Raw genomic sequence first — 16432 nt, forward strand, 5'->3', positions numbered from 1 at the left:
TAGGTAGGTTATGCTGGTTTAGCTTCCGAACGTTCATGAAAGGGCAGTTCCCCATGTCGCCAACCAGGCCGCTGCGCATCGTCGTCACGCTCACCCTCGTGGGCCTCCTCGGCGCCTGTGGCGGCGGCGGGGGCACTGGCGGGCCGGCGCCCGGCGACGGCAAGCCCGTGCAGGGCGGCACCCTGACCTATCTGGAGCATCAGCCGCCGACCTGCCTCTACCTGCCCGCCGCCGGCTTCTATCCCAACGGCGGCCTCCTCAACCAGATCACCGACAAGCTGACCTGGCAGAACCCGCGCACGCTCGAGATCGAGCCGTGGATCGCCACCAAGTGGGAGATCAACGAGGACGCCACCGAGTACACCTTCCACCTGCGCGACGGCGTGACGTTCAGCGACGGCACCCCGCTGGACGCCGCCGCCGTCGCGGCCAACTTCGACGTCTACGGCCTCGGCGACGAGAAGCTCAAGCTGCCCGTCGCCGAGTTCGTCAACAACTACGAGCGCAGCGAGGTGATCGACCCGCGCACCGTGCGCTTCCACTTCGACCGGCCGTCGCCCGGCTTCCTCCAGGGCACCTCGGTGATCGGCGCCGGCCTGGTGTCGAAGAAGACGATCTCGCTGCCGTACGAGCAGCAGTGCCGGCTGGAGAACATCATCGGCTCCGGCCCCTTCACGCTCAAGAAGCAGATCCTCGACAAGGAGGTCCACCTCGTAGCCCGCGAGGACTACAACTGGGCACCGCCGTCGTCGCCGCACCAGGGCCGCGCGTACCTCGACGAGATCAAGATCATCGTCACGCCGGAGGACAACGTGCGCGTCGGCGCGCTCACCTCCGGCCAGGCCGACATGGTGCGGTACGTGCAGGCCTACGACGAGCAGACCGTCAAGGACGCCGGCTTCCGCATCTACGCCGAGCCCACCCGCGGCGTGAACAACGGCCTGTACCTGCGGCCGGGCAACAGCCTGCTCAAGGACCGTGACGTACGCACGGCGCTGCGCCTCGGCACGAACGCCAAGGAGATCGCCGACACCCTGTTCACCGAGAGCTACCCGGTCGCCACCTCCGTGCTCAGCCACCTCGCCCAGGGGTACGTGGACCTGTCCGGGGAGCTCGCCTACGACCCGGCCAGGGCCGGCGAGCTGCTCGACGCGGCGGGCTGGACGCGCGGCCCCGACGGCGTCCGCGTCAAGGACGGCAGGCGGCTCGCGCTCGGCGTGTTCGTCTCCGGCCCGCAGCCGCTGTCGAAGCAGACCCTCGAACTCGTCGCCCAGCAGTGGACGAAGCTCGGCGTCAAGCTGGAGATCCGCCCCGCCGACGCCGGCACCCAGGCCGTGGACATCAAGGACGCCGAGAAGACCGCCATCCAGCACAGCATGGTCGGCCGCGCCGACCAGGACGTGATCAAGAGCCACTTCCACAGCGAGAACCGCGACGTCATCCTCTCCGACGACGAGAAGCTGGACCGGCTGCTGGAGGAGGAGTCCGCCGAGCCCGGCACGGCCGCGCGCAACGCCAAGGTCGCCGAGATCCAGCGGTACGTGATCGAGCAGGGCTACGCGATCCCGCTGTTCGAGGAGCCCCAGGTGTACGGCGCCGCGCCGCACGTGCACGGCGTGGCCTTCGAGGCGGTCGCCCGGCCGTGGTTCTACTCGGTGTGGAAGTCGCAGCCGTGACCAGGTACCTGCTGTCGCGGGCCGGGCAGGCGGCGCTCGTGCTCTGGGCCGCCTTCACGGCGAGCTACGTGCTCCTGCAGCTCCTGCCCGGCGACTCGATCCTGATCAAGTTCCAGAACCCGGAGCTCGGCCTGTCACCTCAGCAGATCGCCGAGATCCGCGCCCACTACGCCGGCGGCTCGCCCCTCGCCGACTACGTCCAGACCCTGCTGGGCTTCCTGACCGGCAGCCTCGGCTACTCGATCGACACCGGCGCCCCCGTGGTCGAGCGGCTGGCCGAGGCGGTGCCCGAGACCGCCCGGCTGGCGTCGGCCGCGTTCCTGCTGGCCGTGCTGATCGCCGTGGCGATCGCGTTCGCGGCGAGCTACAGCACGACCTCCTGGCTGCGCGGGGCGCTGCTGTCGGTGCCGTCGCTGTTCGTCTCGGTGCCGGCGTTCTGGCTGGGGATCCTGCTGATCCAGGTCTTCTCGTTCCGGCTGGGGCTGGTGCCGGTGATCGGCGGCAGCGAAGCGCAGCAGCTCGTCCTGCCCGTGCTGACCCTGGCCGTGCCGATCTCGGCGCCGATCGCGCAGGTGCTCGCGCGCGCCATCGACCAGGTGTACGCGCAGCCGTTCGTGCCGGTGATCGCGGCCAGGGGCGCCACGCGCTGGTGGATCCTGTGGCGGCACGTGGCCCGCAACGCCGTGCTGCCGACGCTCACCGTGGCCGGGCTGACGTTCGGCGAGCTGATCGCGGGCTCGGTCGTGACCGAGACCGTCTTCGGCCGGGCCGGGATCGGCCGGCTCACCGAGCAGGCCGTCAACGCGCAGGACACGCCGGTCATGCTGGCCGTCGTGGTGCTCGCCGCCGCCGTGTTCGTGCTGGTCAACCTGGTGGTGGACGTGCTGTTCCCGATCCTGGACCCGCGCCTGAAGGGAGCGGCGGCATGACAGGCGCACCGAGCCCGGCCGAGGAGTCGAACGGCCGCCCGGCCGCTGTGGCGAACGGCAGCCAGGCCGCTGGGGTCGACGGCCGCCCGGCCGAGGCCGCGAGGCCCGGGCGCGGCAGGATGGGCCGCGCTTGGCTCGGCCGGATGCCGGTCGGGCTGGTCCTGGCCTGGCTGGTCGTCGCGCTCGTGCTGCTCTGGGCGGCCGTGCCGGGCCTGTTCACCGCGTACGACCCGATCGCCGGCGTGCCCGCCGACAAGCTCCGGCCACCGGGCGCTGACCACCTGTTCGGCACCGACGCGGTCGGGCGGGACGTCTTCGCCCGCGTGGTGCACGGCTCGGTGCACTCGCTGTCCGGGGCGCTCGTCGCCGTCGGGGTGGGCCTGCTGCTCGGCACGCTGCTCGGCACGCTGGCCGGCGCCGCGGGCGGGGTGGCGGACGCGGCCGTCATGCGCGTCGTGGACGTGCTGCCGTCGGTGCCCGGCCTGCTCCTCGCCCTGACCGTGATCATCCTGCTCGGCCCCGGCACGGTGAACGTGGCCATCGCCGTCGGCATCGGCTCGGTGGCGGCCTTCGCCCGCCTGGCCCGCGCCGAGGTCGTACGGGTGCGCCGCACCGACTACGTGGAGGCCGCGTTCGGCAGCGGCGGCCGGTTCCCCGCGGTGTTGTGGCGGCACGTGCTGCCCAACTCCCTGGGCCCCGTCATCGCGCTGGCCGCCCTGCAGTTCGGCGCCGCCATCCTGGCCATCTCGACGCTCGGCTTCCTCGGCTACGGCGCCGAGCCGCCCACCCCCGAATGGGGGCTGCTCATCGCGGAGGGGCGCAACTACCTGGCCACCTCGTGGTGGCTGACCACGCTGCCCGGCGCCGTCGTGGTCGCCGTGGTGCTGGCCGCCGGACGCATCAGCCGCTCGATCGGAAGGGAACACGCATGAGCCTGCTGGAGGTGCGCGACCTCGCGGTCTCGTACGACGGCCGCCCGGCGCTGCACGGCGTGTCCCTGTCGGTCGAGCCGGGCGAGGTCGTGGCCGTCGTCGGCGAGTCGGGGTCGGGCAAGTCCACCACGGCGCACGCCCTCATCGGCCTGCTGCCGGGCAACGCCACCCTGGACGCGGGCCGGATCCTGTTCGGCGGGAACGACCTGGCCGGCTGGTCGCAGCGCCGCCTGCGTTCCGTACGCGGCAGCCAGATCGGCCTGGTCCCGCAGGACCCCGCCAACTCCCTCGACCCCGTCCAGACCGTCGGCGCCCAGATCGGCGAGGTGCTGCGCATCCACGGGGAGCGCGACCGGCGCGCGATCCGCGCGAGGGTGCTCGACCTGCTCGCCCGCGTCGGCCTGCCGGACCCGGAGACGAGGGCCCGCCAGTACCCGCACGAGCTGTCGGGCGGCATGCGCCAGCGCGTGCTCATCGCCGCCGCGATCGCCCTGCGGCCCCGCCTGATCATCGCCGACGAGCCGACCAGCGCGCTCGACGTCACCGTGCAGCGGCGCATCCTCGACCTCGTCGACGACCTGCGCGAGGAGTACGGCACGGCCGTCCTGCTGGTGACCCACGACCTCGGCGTGGCGGCGGGCCGCTCGGACCGCCTGGTCGTGATGAGGGACGGCCGCGTCGTCGAGCAGGGCACGACGGCCGGGCTCCTGGCCGCGCCCCGGGAGGATTACACGAAGCGGCTGCTGAACGACGCCCCCGCCCTGTCGGCGCGGCCCTTCCGGGAGCCCGGCCGAGGGGAGCCGGCCATCGTGGTGCGTGACCTGGTCAAGGACTTCCGCGTCGGGCGGCGCCCGTTCCGCGCCGTGGACGGCGTGTCCTTCGAGGTGGCGCGCGGCACCACGCACGCGCTGGTGGGCGAGTCGGGCTCGGGCAAGACCACCACGGCCAGGATGGTCGCGCGGTTCGCCCCGCCCACGTCGGGAACGATCAGCATCGCGGGGGCGCCTGACGGCCGGCGCTTCCGCCGCCACGTACAGCTCGTCTACCAGAACCCGTACGGGTCGCTCGACCCGCGCCAGTCCATCGGAGAGATCATCGGGGAGCCGCTGCGCAACTTCGGGCTCGGCGACCGCCAGGCGCGCCAGGCGCGCATCGCCGACCTGCTGGAGCGGGTGGCGCTGCCGGGCGAGGTACGCGCGCGCCGGCCGCGTGAGCTGTCCGGCGGGCAGCGGCAGCGGGTGGCCATCGCCCGCGCGCTGGCCGTCGAGCCGGAGGTGCTCGTGCTCGACGAGGCGGTCTCGGCCCTCGACGTCACCGTGCAGGCGCAGATCCTCGAGCTGCTCGAACGGCTCCAGCGCGAGCTGGGCCTGACCTACCTGTTCATCTCGCACGATCTGGCCGTGGTGCGCCAGATCTCCCACACCGTCTCCGTCATGAGCAAAGGACGCATCGTGGAAACCGGAACCACCCGCCAGGTCTTCAGCGAACCCCGGCACGACTACACCCGCGAACTGCTGGCCGCCATCCCGGAGCGGGTGCGATGAGACTCGGTTTCTTCACCCGGTTGCTGGACGACGCGCCGCCCGGTGAGCGGTACCGGCTGGCCGCCGAGCAGATCCGGCACGCCGAGGCGTACGGGTTCGACACGGCGTGGGTGGCGCAGCACCACTTCGACGGCGAGGAGGGCGGGCTGCCCGCGCCCCTGGTGTTCCTCGCCCACGTCGCGGCCATGACCGAGCACATCAGGCTCGGCACCGGCATCATCACGCTGCCGCTGGAGCAGCCGCTGCGGGTGGCGGAGGACACCGCCGTGCTCGACCTGCTGACCGGCGGGCGGCTGGAGGTGGGGGTGGGCGGCGGCGGCACGCCGTCGGCGTTCGGGCCCTTCGGGCACGACCCCGCCGACCGCGCGGCCCTGTACGCCGAGCACCTGTGGGTGCTGCGCCGCGCCTGGGCGGGCGAGGACCTCGGCGGGGGCAGCCGGCTCTACCCGCCCGCGCCGCGGCTGCTCGACGCCGTGTGGGAGGCCACGTTCTCGGTCGCCGGCGGGGCCAGGGCGGGGCGGGCGGGCCACGGGCTGATGTTGTCGCGCACCCAGCCGCGGCCCGCCGAGCGCCCGCAGGCCACGCTGGCGGACCTGCAGCTCCCGATCGTCGAGGCGTACCACGAGAGCCTGCCGCCCGGCGCCGGGCCGCGCATCATGGCGTCGCGGACCGCGTTCGTGGCCGACAGCCGCGCCGAGGCGCTGCGGTACGCCGAGATCGGCCTCGGCCGGCGCACCCTGCCCTTCGAGCTGCCCGGCAGCGACCTCGACAGCCGGATCACCGCCTACGACGTGCACCTCGGCACGCCGCAGGACGTCATCGAGAGCCTGAGCGCCGATCCCACCCTGCGGCAGGCGACCGACCTGGTCTTCCAGGTGCACTCGGTGGACCCGCCGCACCCTCTGGTCCTGCGCTCCATCGAGCTGCTGGCGACCGAGGTCGCGCCCGCGCTCGGCCGGCGCCCCGTCACGGAAACGAGCAAGAAATGATCACTGACGTCATCGACCACCTGGCCGGGATCGCCCCCGGCTCCTCCCTCGACCGGCTGCGCGACCGGCGGCCCGACGCCCGCGAGCACGCCCAGCGCAGCTACGACGCGCTCTTCACCCCCGACGACGAGGGCGAGGTCACGCTCGTCGAGCGTGACGCGGTCGCGGCCTTCGTCACCGGCCTGCACCAGGACCTCACGGTCGCCGGCTTCTACGCCGGCCGCCTCGCCGAGCTCTCGCCCGGCCTGCTCAAGGCCGTCGAGGCCGAGATCGAGGCCGGCCGCGCCACCGGGCCCTACGGCGTCTACACGGGAGCCCTGGCGGCGGAGAGCGAGGAGGGGCCGCGTTACCGGGTGAGCGACCCGGCCGTGCTCGGGGTCCGGCTCGCCGCCGCGTTCGAGCACGCCCACCTGCTCGTGTTCCGGCCGCGCGAGGCCGGCAGGGACGCGCCGGCGGCGCTGCGCCGCGCGGGCTGGAGCGAGACGGGGATCGTCACGCTGTCGCAGCTCGTCGCGTTCCTCAGCTTCCAGGTACGGGTGATCACCGGCCTGCGGCTGCTCAACCAGGAAGGGGTCACAGCATGACCGGCCTCACCACACGGAAGGACATCGGGGGCATGACCGGCCTCGCCACACGGAAGGACATCGGGGCATGACGGGCTTCACCACCGAGCGGCTCGGCTGGCGGCCGTGGCTGGCGCCGCTGACGGAGGAGGAGCTGACCGACGCCCACCACGAGGCGCTGGTGGACAGCGCCCGCGCCGCCTCGCCGTACTTCCTGCTGCTCGCCCGCGACCCCGGCATCCTGCACGCCCGCACCAAGACCGACCAGGACATCTTCTACAACCCCGACGGCGGCCTGCCGCGCGCCGAACGGGAGCTGGCCGCCACCGCCACCTCCCGCCGCAACGGCTGCGTCTTCTGCGCCTCGGTGCACGCGCGCTTCGCCGGTCACTACTCCAAGCGGCCCGGCGACGTGCGCCGGCTGCTGGACGAGGGGGTGGGCGCGCGGCAGGACGACAGGTGGCGGGCCATCATCGACGCCGCCGTGGCGCTGGCCGACACCCCGTCCCGGCTCGGCGCGGAGCACATCGCGGCGCTGCGCGCGGCCGGGCTCGACGACCTGGCGATCAGCGACGCCGTGCACGCCGGCGCGTTCTTCGGCTGGGCGAACCGGCTGATGCTCTCACTCGGCGAGCCCACACGGGAGAACAAGCGACCCGCCTCGACCAGCCCGGAGGAGACGTGACCCGCTCGCGGCTCGACCGGCCCGGAGGAGCGGTGACGCACCCGCGGCTCGACCATCTCGTCTACGCGGTGCCCGACCTCGCCGCCGGGGTCGCCGAGTTCGCCGAGCGCACGGGGATCAGCCCGGCGCCCGGCGGCAGCCATCCCGGAGGCACCGCCAACCACCTCGTCCGCTTCGGGCCTTCGTCATACCTGGAGATCATCGGCCCCGACCCGGCGGCCACCGTCCGGCCGCGGGCGTTCGGCCTGGAGACGCTGGCCGAGCCCCGGCTCGCCGCGTGGGCCGTGCGGCCGGACGACCTGGACACGTCGGTACGGCGGGCCCGCGAGCAGGGCTACGACCCCGGCGACGTGCAGCCCCTCTCCCGCCGCACCCCGGCGGGAGAGCTGCTGGAGTGGCGGCTCACGCGGCGCGAGGACCCCGCGGAGGTCGTGCCGGTACCGTTCCTCATCGACTGGGGCGCGACCCGCCACCCCGCCGACTCGGACCTGCCGCTGGTCAGCCTGATCGCCTTCTCCGCCGCGCATCCCCGCTCCGAGGCGCTCCGGCGTGACCTGGCCGCGCTCGGCGTCCGGCTCGACGTCGCCGACGGGCCGGCGCCGGCGTTGCGCGCCGTCATCGGCACCCCGAGGGGGGACGTGATCCTGCGCTGACCAGATCCTGCACGGGGCAAGTGATCCTGCCCTGGCCAGATCCTGCAAACGGTTGCACCTCGGATCCTGGGGTGATGTGCTCATCACGTCTGGATCAGTGCAAGGGGTTGACATAGCATCCGGGATGTCCGGCGCAGGTCCCGGCGAGGGAGGCCCGTCCATGCCGAACCGTTCCCGAGGTCGTTCCTGGAGCCGTCGCGATGCGATGCGCGCCATGGCCGTGTCCGCAGCCGTGTCGGCCTTCGCCGTCCCGATGAGCCTGGACGCGCCGGCCGCGCTGGCGTTATCCGATCCGTGGGCGCGGGCCAACCGCATCGCGGCGAAGGTGCGCGGGCCGAGGTTCCCGCACCGTCGCTTCGATATCCGGAAATATGGTGCCGTAGGGGACGGGGTGACGGACTGCACGGCCGCCATCCGTACCGCGATCAGGGCCTGTCACGCGGCGGGCGGCGGGCACGTGGACGTGCCCGAGGGGCGGTTCCTGACCGGCGCCGTGCACCTGCTGAGCAACGTGGACCTGCACGTGGCCGAGGGTGCCACGCTGCTGTTCAGCACCGACCCCAAGGCGTACCTGCCGCTGGTGCTGACCAGGTTCGAGGGCGTCGAGCTGTTCAACTACTCGCCGCTGATCTACGCCTACGGGCAGCACGACATCGCGGTGACCGGGGCGGGCGTGCTCGACGGGCAGGCCGACGACGACCACTGGTGGCCGTGGAAGGGCTCGGGGGACCACGGCTGGGAGCCGGGGCAGCCGCGCCAGGCCGAGGCCAGGGCCGCCCTGTTCGACCAGGCCGAGCAGGGCGTGCCGGTCGAGCGGCGGGTGTACGGCGAGGGCGGCTACCTGCGCCCGTCCTTCGTCCAGCCCTACCGCTGCCGCGACGTGCTCATCGAGGGCGTCACCATCGTCAACTCGCCGATGTGGGAGATCCACCCCACGCTGTCGGAGAACGTGCTCGTGCGCGGCGTCACGGTCCGCACCCACGGCCCGAACAACGACGGCTGCAACCCCGAGTCCAGCCGGATGGTGGTGATCCGGGACTGCACGTTCGACACCGGCGACGACTGCATCGCGATCAAGTCGGGCCGCAACGCCGACGGCCGCCGCGTCAACGTGCCGAGCGAGCACATCCTGGTCGAGGGCTGCACGTTCCGCGAGGGGCACGGCGGCATGACGATCGGCAGCGAGATGTCCGGCGGCGTGCGCGAGGTGTTCATCAGGGACTGCACGATGTCCAGCCCGAATCTCGACATCGCGCTGCGCTTCAAGACCAACTCCGTGCGGGGCGGCTTCGTCGAGGGCTTCCACGCCAGGAACCTGGAGATCGGCCAGGTCGGCGGCTCGGTCATCGACATCAACTTCAACTACGAGGAGGGGCCGGGGCACGGCTTCAACCCCGTGGTGGGCGGGATCGACGTGCGCGACATGACCGTACGGACCGCCAACCGGGCGCTCAACCTGCGCGGTTACGCCGACGCGCCGATCCGCGGCGTCAGGCTGACCGACGTGGACTTCGGCGCCATCGCGACGCCGAGCGTCGTCGAGCACGTCGAGAGCCTCGTCCTGGAGAACGTCCTGGCGAACGGCGAACCGCTGATCATCGCCTGAACGACCGTGATACCACCGCCGGCGTACGCACCGACCTGGAGATCGCCATCCCCTAGGGCGAACCCCTGAGGCCTCCGGCAGTACGCGGGGACCCCGGCGTACGTGCGACGACGTACAACAGGTGTCTCCCCCGGCCCGACGCTCCCGGCCGCCGAGTTCGCGAGTCTGAACGCAGACGGAAACGACATCCTCGACGAGGGAGCACGACATGACCGCCACCATCGAAACGATGATCTCCAGGCTGTCCGGCTGGCTGGCCCGGCACAGCATCGACGTCCTGCGGGTCAGCCTCGGGCTGGTCTTCGTGGCCTTCGGCACGCTGAAGTTCTTCCCGGGGGTGAGCCCGGCGGAGGCGCTGTCGGTGGCCACGCTGGAGAAGCTGTCCCTGGGCATGCTGTCGGGCTACGCGGCGCAGGCCGTGATCGCCGCGATGGAGGTCTTCATCGGCCTCGCCCTGGTGACCGGCAAGCTGCTGAAGACGGGGCTCGTGGTGATGACGGGCGCGCTGGCGGGCTTCTTCGCGCCGTACGTGTTCTTCTTCACGAACCTGTTCCCCGGCGCCCCGACGCTCGAGGCGCAGTACATCTTCAAGGACATCGTCCTGGCGGCGGCGGCCATGGTGATCGGGGCCCGCGCCCTCGGCGCCCGCCTGGTCCCGGCCCGGGACCGGATGGCGTGAACGGGGACAGGACGCGGACGGCCGCCGGGGCCCGGACCCCGGCGGCCGTTCGCCGTTCCCTGGCCGGCGTTCTCCCCGGCCCGCGCCTCACCCTGCGCTCACCCCGTGCTCACCCCGTGCTCACCCCGTGCTCACCCCGTGCTCACCCCGTGCTCACCCCGCGCCTCACCCCGCGTCGGGCAGATCCAGTGACGCGAGCCGGGCGGGATCGACCACGGCCGTGATGCGGGCGATCCGGCCGTCGGCGACGGTGAAGGCCAGGAGCGACAGCGGAGTGCCGTCCTCGCGCCACGCCACGAATCCGGGAAGGCCGTTGACCAGCACTTCCCGCCCCTGCGAGGCCGCGCCGGTGCCCACCCGGGTGCCGGAGGCGACCTTGGTGGCGCCGAGGACCACGACCACCCCGCCGGGCGTGTCGATCGTCAGCCGCACCTCGGGGTCGAGCACGCGCAGCAACTCCTCGAAGTCGCCCCGGCGCGCCGCCGCCAGGAAGGCCCGGACCACCTCCCGCTGCTCCGGCCCGCCGCCCGGCGGCCGGCCGGTCGCCCGCACCTTCCTGCGGGCGCGGCTGGCGAGCATCTTGGCCGCGTCCGCCGAGCTGCCGAGGATCTGGCCGATCTCGCCGAACGGCACCGCGAACAGGTCGTGCAGCACGAACGCCAGCCGCTCACGCGGCCCCAGCGACTCCAGCACGACGAGCAGCGCCAGCCCGACCGAGTCGGCGAGCGCCACGTCGTCCTCCGGCGCGAGGCCGTCGTCGACCGTGACCACGAGCTCGGGCAGCCGGTCGTCGTAGGACGCCTCGGGGCGGGCCTGCCGCGAGCGCAGGACGTCCAGGCTGATCCGGCCGACCACGGTGGTCAGCCAGCCGGCGAGGTTGTCGATCGTCGCCGCGTCCTGCCGGGAGAGCCGCAGCCAGGCCTCCTGCACCACGTCGTCGGCGTCGGCGTGCGAGCCGAGCATGCGGTAGGCGACCGCGCGCAGCCGGTCGCGCTGCGCCTCGAACGCCTCGGCGACCGGATCCGCCGGGCCGGTGTCGGACATCTTGTTACCTTCCTCCGAACTGCTCCGTCATGGGTGATGACGGGCCCGGACGGGCTCGGGTAACCGATGAAGGAGCAACAACGATGCAAGCACGTCTGAAGAGCCGGCCGAACGCCGACGTGACCACCGCGATCCAGCACCTGTACAAGGCGATCCACTCGGGGGGAGTGGACCCGCTCCTGCTCGACCTGATCCACCTGCGGGTCAGCCAGATCAACGGCTGCAGCCCGTGCGTGTTCGGCGGCGTGCACTCGGCGAAGCAGCGCGGGGAGACCGACGAGCGGCTGCACAACGTGGTGACCTGGCGCGAGACGCCGTTCTTCACCGAGGCGGAGCGGGCGGCGCTCGCGCTGTCCGAGGCCGCCACCCGGATCCAGGACGGCGCGCCGGGGGTGACCGACGAGATCTGGGAGCAGGCGGCCGGCCACTTCGACGACCAGCAGCTGTCCTCGATCCTCACGGTGGTCGCGATGACCAACTTCTTCAACCGGATCAACCGCGCGACCCGGGAGCAGGCCGGCAAGACCTGGTGACCCGGCCCCGGCCCGGCTGCGGGCGCGCCGGCCCGGCCGCGGACGTCGCGGCCGTGCCGGCGGCCCGGCGGCTCTCGTAGACTCCTCGTCCGTGCTCGACATCAAAGGCGCGATGACCGCCTCGCTGGCCGCGATCCTCGGCTCGTGGCTGCTGACCGGCTGCGCTCCATCGGCCGAGCCGCCCGGGCTGCCTCCCGCCAAGGTGTACGAGCACGCCGCGGCGGCCGAGAACTCCGCGGCCGTCCCCGTCCCCGCCGGCGGCACGGCCGCGGCCCTCACCCGGCCGCTGACGGACGCCGGCTGGTTCTGCGCCCAGGTCCGCGGCAACGCGGACGGCCGGGTCCTGTGGTGCCGGATCGCTCACCACGACGACGCGGACACGGTGCAACCCCAGGTCGCGCAGTTCCTGCTGGACCACCACGACCGGCTCGCCTGGGCCTGGTTCCCGCCTGCCGGGGCGGGCACGTACGAGCAGGGTGACGACCCGCGGATCGCGGACGCCGCGGCGCCCGCGCTCGCCGCCGTCTGGCCGGGCGCCGGCGATCGCACCCGCCAGGAGATCGACGATTTCGTGCGCGACTCGGGCGACCCGATGGTGAGACGGAGTGACGAGCTCCCCAAGTCCGCGTGGCGGGACGAGCACGCCGACTACCGCTTCTCCGACCTCGACGGCCTGCTCGTGACCGCCAGGGACGCCACCGTCCGGCGCTGGCCGTTCGGCGCCGAGCACTACGCGACCACGATGAGCTCCACCGTGGACGATCTCCGGGCCGGCGGGTACGACTGCTTCTACCCGCCTCAGCAGTCGTGCACCCGCGTGCAGTCGAACGGCTACTTCGACGTGACGCTCCGCGACGACCAGATCGTGACGGCGAAGTTCGGCATCGGGAGCCTGATCGAGTCGGGCAGGCAGCGGCACCCGCTGACCGAGGAGTTCCCGCACGGGCTGACCTTCCTGACCGAGGCGGTCCGCCGTCCGGTCACCGAGCGCATCGAGCTGGCCCGCCGGTCCGGGACGAGCTTCGCCGGCATCGTGGCCGGGACGATCGTGATCATCGACGCGAGGCGGGGCGCCGTCGACGGAGAGGATCTCGTGGCCTACCTCGACATCCAGCTCGGCGCACCGCTGGCCGCGACCCTGCCCCTCTGATCACGACGGCCCCGGCTCAGCGCACCCGCTCCGCACGTCCGCTCAGCGCGCCCGCTCAGGAGCCGGCCCGGTCGACTCGCGCCAGATCACCTGGGTGATCGGCTCGTCCTCCTCGGGCGCGGGCTCGCCGCGCAGCGCGGCCAGCAGCCGGGCCAGCACGCGACGCCCCAGCCTCTCGTGATCGACGTCGACGGTCGTGAGCGACGGCGGGAGGAACGCGGTCACCGGGTTGTTGTCCCACCCCGTGACGCTCAGATCCTCCGGCACCTTCCAGCCGCGCTCCCAGGCCCCCCGCATCGCCCCCGCGGCCACCAGGTCGTTGGCGCCGATGACCGCGGTGACGCCGCTGCCGGGCGGCAGGTCCAGCACCGCCTGCCGGGCCGCCTGCGCCGACCAGCGGCAGTCGGCGACCGCGTGGGACTCCAGCCCGAGCCGCCGGAGGGCGTCGAGGTAGACCTGCCTGCGCTGGCGTGCGGAGGCGTGCGCGTAGTCGCCTGCCACGTGCAGGAACCGCCGGTGCCCGTACGCGGCCAGACCCTCGACGATCTCGGCCATGTGGGAGGCGTCGGCGAGCTCACCGACCCCGCGCATGTGGTCGTCGTAGTCGGGGGAGACGACGATCGGCACGCTGCCCGCGCGCTGGGTGGGCAGCGGCATCCGGGTCAGCGACAGGATGCCCTCGAACAACCCGGAATCGGACAGCTCCAGGGCGCGCTGCGGCCACGTCTGCGGGGATCCGCCGAGGGTGACGACCTCGACCACGTAGCCCGCCTCGTGGGCCGCCGCGGTGGCGCCGGCCAGCAACTCCAGGGCGCTGACGGCGGTGCCCGCGGGCAGGAGCATCGCCAGCCGGCCGGTGCGGCGGTTGCGCATGGCGCGGGCGACGAGGTTGGGACGGTAGTCGAGCTGCTCGATCGCCGTCCTGATGCGCTCGGTGGTGGCCGGCTTCATGCCGTCGCCGTTGAACTTGAGGTAGCGCGACACCGTCTGGTGGGAGACGCCGGCGAGCCTCGCGACCTCCATGATGGTCGGCCGCTTCGCCGCCGCTCCCTCGCTCACGTGGTGCTCCTCGCTCGGCCGGTACGCGGGTTCAGCGTACCGGGGGTCCGGGAAGTGTTCGTTCACCCATGACAACACATGAACGTTCACTTTGATGACTTGCTTCCGGAAGAGCACCTTCTTGACCCTCGGCGTGTTCGTTCACTAGCGTTTCGAGATGAACGTTCACTTTAGTCACGCTCACCCATGCCGAGCGTCCCCAGCGAGAAGGACCTTCGTGACCCACCCCGTGGATCAGAACCCCACCGCCCCCGCCCCCGCGTCCCACACCAGCACCGAGCCGGGCGCCGGTGTGGTGCCGCAGTTCGCCGCCCCGCCACCGTCGCGCGCCCGCCGCCGCTACGCGGTGGCCGGCACGGGGCACCGGGCCGGCATGTACGTCGCGGCGCTGACCGGCGAGCACGCCGACGTGGGCGAGATCGTCGCCTGGCTGGACCCGAACCCGGCGCGCATCGGCTACTACGACGCCCAGGTGGGGGCCGAGCTGGGCCTCGGCGGCCCCGCCGGGCTGCCGCGTCACGCTCCCGACGGCCTGGAGCGCATGGTCGCCGAGCAGCGCGTGGACGTCGTGATCGTCACCAGCCTGGACCGCACCCACGCCGACCTGGTCGACCGGGCGCTGCGGGCCGGCGCGGACGTCGTGGTGGAGAAGCCGCTGACGATCGACGCCGACGGCTGCCGCCGCATCACCAGGGCCGTCGCCGACACCGGCCGCGACGTCGTGATGACGTTCAACTACCGCTACGCGCCGCGCAACTCGACGCTGCGCCAGATCATCACCTCGGGCGCGATCGGCGAGGTGACCAGCGTGCACTTCGAGTGGGCGCTGGACACCGTCCACGGCGCCGACTACTTCCGCCGCTGGCACCGCGACAAGGCCAACTCGGGCGGCCTCCTGATCCACAAGGCCAGCCACCACTTCGACCTGATCAACTGGTGGCTCGGCGACACCCCCGCCAGGGTCTACGCCTCCGGGGCGCTGCGTTTCTACGGCGACCAGAACGCCGCCGAGCGCGGCCTGGGCGAGCGTCCCGAGCGCGGCACCGGCGCCCACGGCGACCCGTTCTCCCTCGACCTGCGCGCCGACCCCCGCCTGGACGCCCTCTACCTGCAGGCCGAGCAGCACGACGGCTACCGCCGCGACCAGGACCCGTTCGCGCCGGGCGTCACGATCGAGGACAACATGGCCGTCCTCGTCGACTACCGCCGGGGCGCGCGGCTGAGCTACTCGCTCAACGCGCACAGCCCCTGGGAGGGCTACCGCGTCACGGTCAACGGCACCGCCGGCCGCGCCGAGCTGGAGGTCGTCGAGCGCGGCTTCATCGAGCTCGACCCGAGCGGCAACGCGGTGCTCGACCCGTCGGCCACCCCGCTCGGCGCGCGCGACCCCCTGCGTCCCGAGGGCGAGCGCCTCATCGTGCAGCGGCACTGGGAGCGGCCCGAGGAGGTCCCGATCCCCGCCGGCATCGGCGGCCACGGCGGCGGCGACGCCATCCTCCTCAAGGACGTCTTCCGCCGCGACCTGCGCATCGGCCCCGACCCCCTCGCCCGGGCGGCCGACTACCGCGACGGCCTGCGCGCGGTCGCCGTCGGGATCGCCGCCAACCGGTCGCTCCTCACCGGCGGGCCCGTCACCATCGACGACCTCGACCTCGGCACGGACATCTGACGCCGACCGCCACCTGAAGGCGGCCACGCCGGCCGGACGCGGGGCGTGCGGCGCGGCGCACGGGCTGCCCCACGGTGCTCGGGCACGGGCCGAGCTCGGCCGGCGCGGGCCGCGCTCGGCGCGGCCCGCGCCGCGCCGAGCGCCTGATTCCCCATGCGCCACGCCGTGCGTGCGACTCGCGCCGCGTCATTCGAGCACGCGGGTGAACCGCACCGCCTCCTCCCGGTACCCCACGGCGGCGTAGAACCGCTGGGCGGTCGTGTTGCCCGCCGCCGTCTCCAGCGTCAGATGGCGCAGACCCTGCCGTCGCGCCCAGTCCTCCGCCGTGCCCAGCAGCCGCCGGCCCAGCCCCATGCGGACGGCGTGCGGCGCGACGGCCAGCTCGCCGATGTAAGCCTCCTCAGGCCCGGTGAAGTGCCGGTGGGTGTTGACGGAGACCATGCCGACGACCTCCCCGCCGGCCGTGGCCACGAACACGGCCCCGCTCTGCTCCGGAGCCGGGGTGAAGTACCCGGCGAGCCACTGCCGGGCCGCCTCCACGACGGCGTCGGGGTCGCGCCATTCGGCCACGCCTTCGGTGAGCTGGGAGACGAGCTCCATGACGGCGTGGCGATCCTCTTCCCGTACGGGTCGAATCTGGACGTCCATGAGACCTCAGCATGTCATCCCGCCCTCCGGCACCGGGCTTGTCCGGTGATGACCGTGTGACTATGGTTCGTTC

General features: G+C 73.0%; 16 protein-coding genes. 13 read left to right on the top strand and 3 right to left on the bottom strand.

Features of this window, described 5'->3' with window-relative positions; translation table 11 throughout:
• Window positions 1-53 precede the first annotated feature (53 nt).
• From HD597_RS13300 to HD597_RS13345, 10 genes are all read left to right on the top strand, one after another.
• Complete coding sequence (locus tag HD597_RS13300; RefSeq protein ID WP_253742332.1) at window positions 54-1676, top strand: TIGR04028 family ABC transporter substrate-binding protein; 1623 nt, start codon at window positions 54-56, stop codon at window positions 1674-1676.
• Complete coding sequence (locus HD597_RS13305) at window positions 1673-2605, top strand: ABC transporter permease (RefSeq protein WP_253742333.1); 933 nt, start codon at window positions 1673-1675, stop codon at window positions 2603-2605. The genes HD597_RS13300 and HD597_RS13305 overlap by 4 nt, the downstream gene beginning before the upstream one ends.
• Window positions 2602-3537: an ABC transporter permease gene (locus HD597_RS13310; RefSeq protein ID WP_253742334.1), complete on the top strand. Its 936-nt coding sequence runs from the start codon at window positions 2602-2604 to the stop codon at window positions 3535-3537. Before HD597_RS13305 ends, HD597_RS13310 begins: the two co-directional genes overlap by 4 nt.
• Complete coding sequence (locus tag HD597_RS13315; RefSeq protein WP_253742335.1) at window positions 3534-5081, top strand: dipeptide ABC transporter ATP-binding protein; 1548 nt, start codon at window positions 3534-3536, stop codon at window positions 5079-5081. Before HD597_RS13310 ends, HD597_RS13315 begins: the two co-directional genes overlap by 4 nt.
• Complete coding sequence (locus HD597_RS13320) at window positions 5078-6070, top strand: putative FMN-dependent luciferase-like monooxygenase (RefSeq protein ID WP_253742336.1); 993 nt, start codon at window positions 5078-5080, stop codon at window positions 6068-6070. The genes HD597_RS13315 and HD597_RS13320 overlap by 4 nt, the downstream gene beginning before the upstream one ends.
• Window positions 6067-6654 (top strand): CMD domain protein, encoded by a 588-nt coding sequence (locus HD597_RS13325; protein ID WP_253742337.1) that lies wholly within the window; start codon window positions 6067-6069, stop codon window positions 6652-6654. The genes HD597_RS13320 and HD597_RS13325 overlap by 4 nt, the downstream gene beginning before the upstream one ends.
• A 67-nt stretch (window positions 6655-6721) precedes the next feature.
• The gene (locus tag HD597_RS13330) at window positions 6722-7318 is read left to right on the top strand and encodes an alkylhydroperoxidase domain protein (protein WP_253742338.1); all 597 of its coding nucleotides are present in this window, start codon (window positions 6722-6724) and stop codon (window positions 7316-7318) included.
• On the top strand, window positions 7315-7971 hold the full coding sequence (locus HD597_RS13335; RefSeq protein ID WP_253742339.1) for a VOC family protein: 657 nt from the start codon (window positions 7315-7317) through the stop codon (window positions 7969-7971). Before HD597_RS13330 ends, HD597_RS13335 begins: the two co-directional genes overlap by 4 nt.
• 214 nt (window positions 7972-8185) lie before the next feature.
• A complete protein-coding gene (locus tag HD597_RS13340) occupies window positions 8186-9577 on the top strand; it encodes a glycoside hydrolase family 28 protein (protein ID WP_253742340.1) in 1392 nt (463 codons plus the stop codon).
• Between the two features lie 208 nt (window positions 9578-9785).
• Window positions 9786-10256 carry a DoxX family protein gene (locus HD597_RS13345; protein WP_253742341.1) on the top strand — a complete coding sequence of 157 codons (471 nt, stop codon included), beginning with the start codon at window positions 9786-9788 and terminating at the stop codon, window positions 10254-10256.
• 165 nt (window positions 10257-10421) lie between these two features.
• On the opposite strand, the gene HD597_RS13350 is transcribed toward HD597_RS13345, so the two are convergent.
• Window positions 10422-11300, bottom strand: a complete 879-nt coding sequence (locus HD597_RS13350; protein ID WP_253742342.1) for a sigma-70 family RNA polymerase sigma factor — start codon at window positions 11298-11300, stop codon at window positions 10422-10424.
• 83 nt (window positions 11301-11383) lie between these two features.
• Here HD597_RS13350 and HD597_RS13355 point away from each other — a divergent pair, with 83 nt between their 5' ends.
• Together HD597_RS13355 and HD597_RS13360 are read left to right on the top strand one after the other, a co-directional pair.
• Entirely contained in the window at window positions 11384-11833 is a 450-nt protein-coding gene (locus tag HD597_RS13355) for a carboxymuconolactone decarboxylase family protein (protein WP_253742343.1), read from the top strand.
• A 91-nt stretch (window positions 11834-11924) separates the two neighbouring features.
• Window positions 11925-12983 (top strand): hypothetical protein, encoded by a 1059-nt coding sequence (locus HD597_RS13360; RefSeq protein ID WP_253742344.1) that lies wholly within the window; start codon window positions 11925-11927, stop codon window positions 12981-12983.
• Between the two features lie 42 nt (window positions 12984-13025).
• Here the strand turns inward: HD597_RS13360 and HD597_RS13365 are convergent, their stop codons facing one another.
• Window positions 13026-14042 (bottom strand): LacI family DNA-binding transcriptional regulator, encoded by a 1017-nt coding sequence (locus HD597_RS13365; RefSeq protein WP_253742345.1) that lies wholly within the window; start codon window positions 14040-14042, stop codon window positions 13026-13028.
• 217 nt (window positions 14043-14259) lie between these two features.
• On the opposite strand from HD597_RS13365, the gene HD597_RS13370 reads away from it, so the two are divergent.
• The gene (locus HD597_RS13370) at window positions 14260-15711 is read left to right on the top strand and encodes a Gfo/Idh/MocA family protein (protein ID WP_253742346.1); all 1452 of its coding nucleotides are present in this window, start codon (window positions 14260-14262) and stop codon (window positions 15709-15711) included.
• Window positions 15712-15897: 186 nt separating this feature from the next.
• Here HD597_RS13370 and HD597_RS13375 read toward each other — a convergent pair whose 3' ends face one another.
• Window positions 15898-16359 carry a GNAT family N-acetyltransferase gene (locus HD597_RS13375; RefSeq protein WP_253742347.1) on the bottom strand — a complete coding sequence of 154 codons (462 nt, stop codon included), beginning with the start codon at window positions 16357-16359 and terminating at the stop codon, window positions 15898-15900.
• Window positions 16360-16432 lie beyond the last annotated feature (73 nt).

It is taken from the genome of Nonomuraea thailandensis (assembly GCF_024172165.1).
Lineage (GTDB): Bacteria > Actinomycetota > Actinomycetes > Streptosporangiales > Streptosporangiaceae > Nonomuraea > Nonomuraea thailandensis.

What these genes read in the sequence shown, in the direction of transcription:
- HD597_RS13310 (WP_253742334.1), top strand. Translation starts at nt 2,602, where the DNA reads ATGACAGGCGCACCGAGCCCGGCCGAGGAGTCGAACGGCCGCCCGGCC.
- HD597_RS13320 (WP_253742336.1), top strand. Translation starts at nt 5,078, where the DNA reads ATGAGACTCGGTTTCTTCACCCGGTTGCTGGACGACGCGCCGCCCGGT.
- HD597_RS13325 (WP_253742337.1), top strand. Translation starts at nt 6,067, where the DNA reads ATGATCACTGACGTCATCGACCACCTGGCCGGGATCGCCCCCGGCTCC.
- HD597_RS13300 (WP_253742332.1), top strand. Translation starts at nt 54, where the DNA reads ATGTCGCCAACCAGGCCGCTGCGCATCGTCGTCACGCTCACCCTCGTG.
- HD597_RS13330 (WP_253742338.1), top strand. Translation starts at nt 6,722, where the DNA reads ATGACGGGCTTCACCACCGAGCGGCTCGGCTGGCGGCCGTGGCTGGCG.
- HD597_RS13340 (WP_253742340.1), top strand. Translation starts at nt 8,186, where the DNA reads ATGGCCGTGTCCGCAGCCGTGTCGGCCTTCGCCGTCCCGATGAGCCTG.
- HD597_RS13355 (WP_253742343.1), top strand. Translation starts at nt 11,384, where the DNA reads ATGCAAGCACGTCTGAAGAGCCGGCCGAACGCCGACGTGACCACCGCG.
- HD597_RS13315 (WP_253742335.1), top strand. Translation starts at nt 3,534, where the DNA reads ATGAGCCTGCTGGAGGTGCGCGACCTCGCGGTCTCGTACGACGGCCGC.
- HD597_RS13350 (WP_253742342.1), bottom strand. Translation starts at nt 11,300, where the DNA reads ATGTCCGACACCGGCCCGGCGGATCCGGTCGCCGAGGCGTTCGAGGCG.
- HD597_RS13375 (WP_253742347.1), bottom strand. Translation starts at nt 16,359, where the DNA reads ATGGACGTCCAGATTCGACCCGTACGGGAAGAGGATCGCCACGCCGTC.
- HD597_RS13345 (WP_253742341.1), top strand. Translation starts at nt 9,786, where the DNA reads ATGACCGCCACCATCGAAACGATGATCTCCAGGCTGTCCGGCTGGCTG.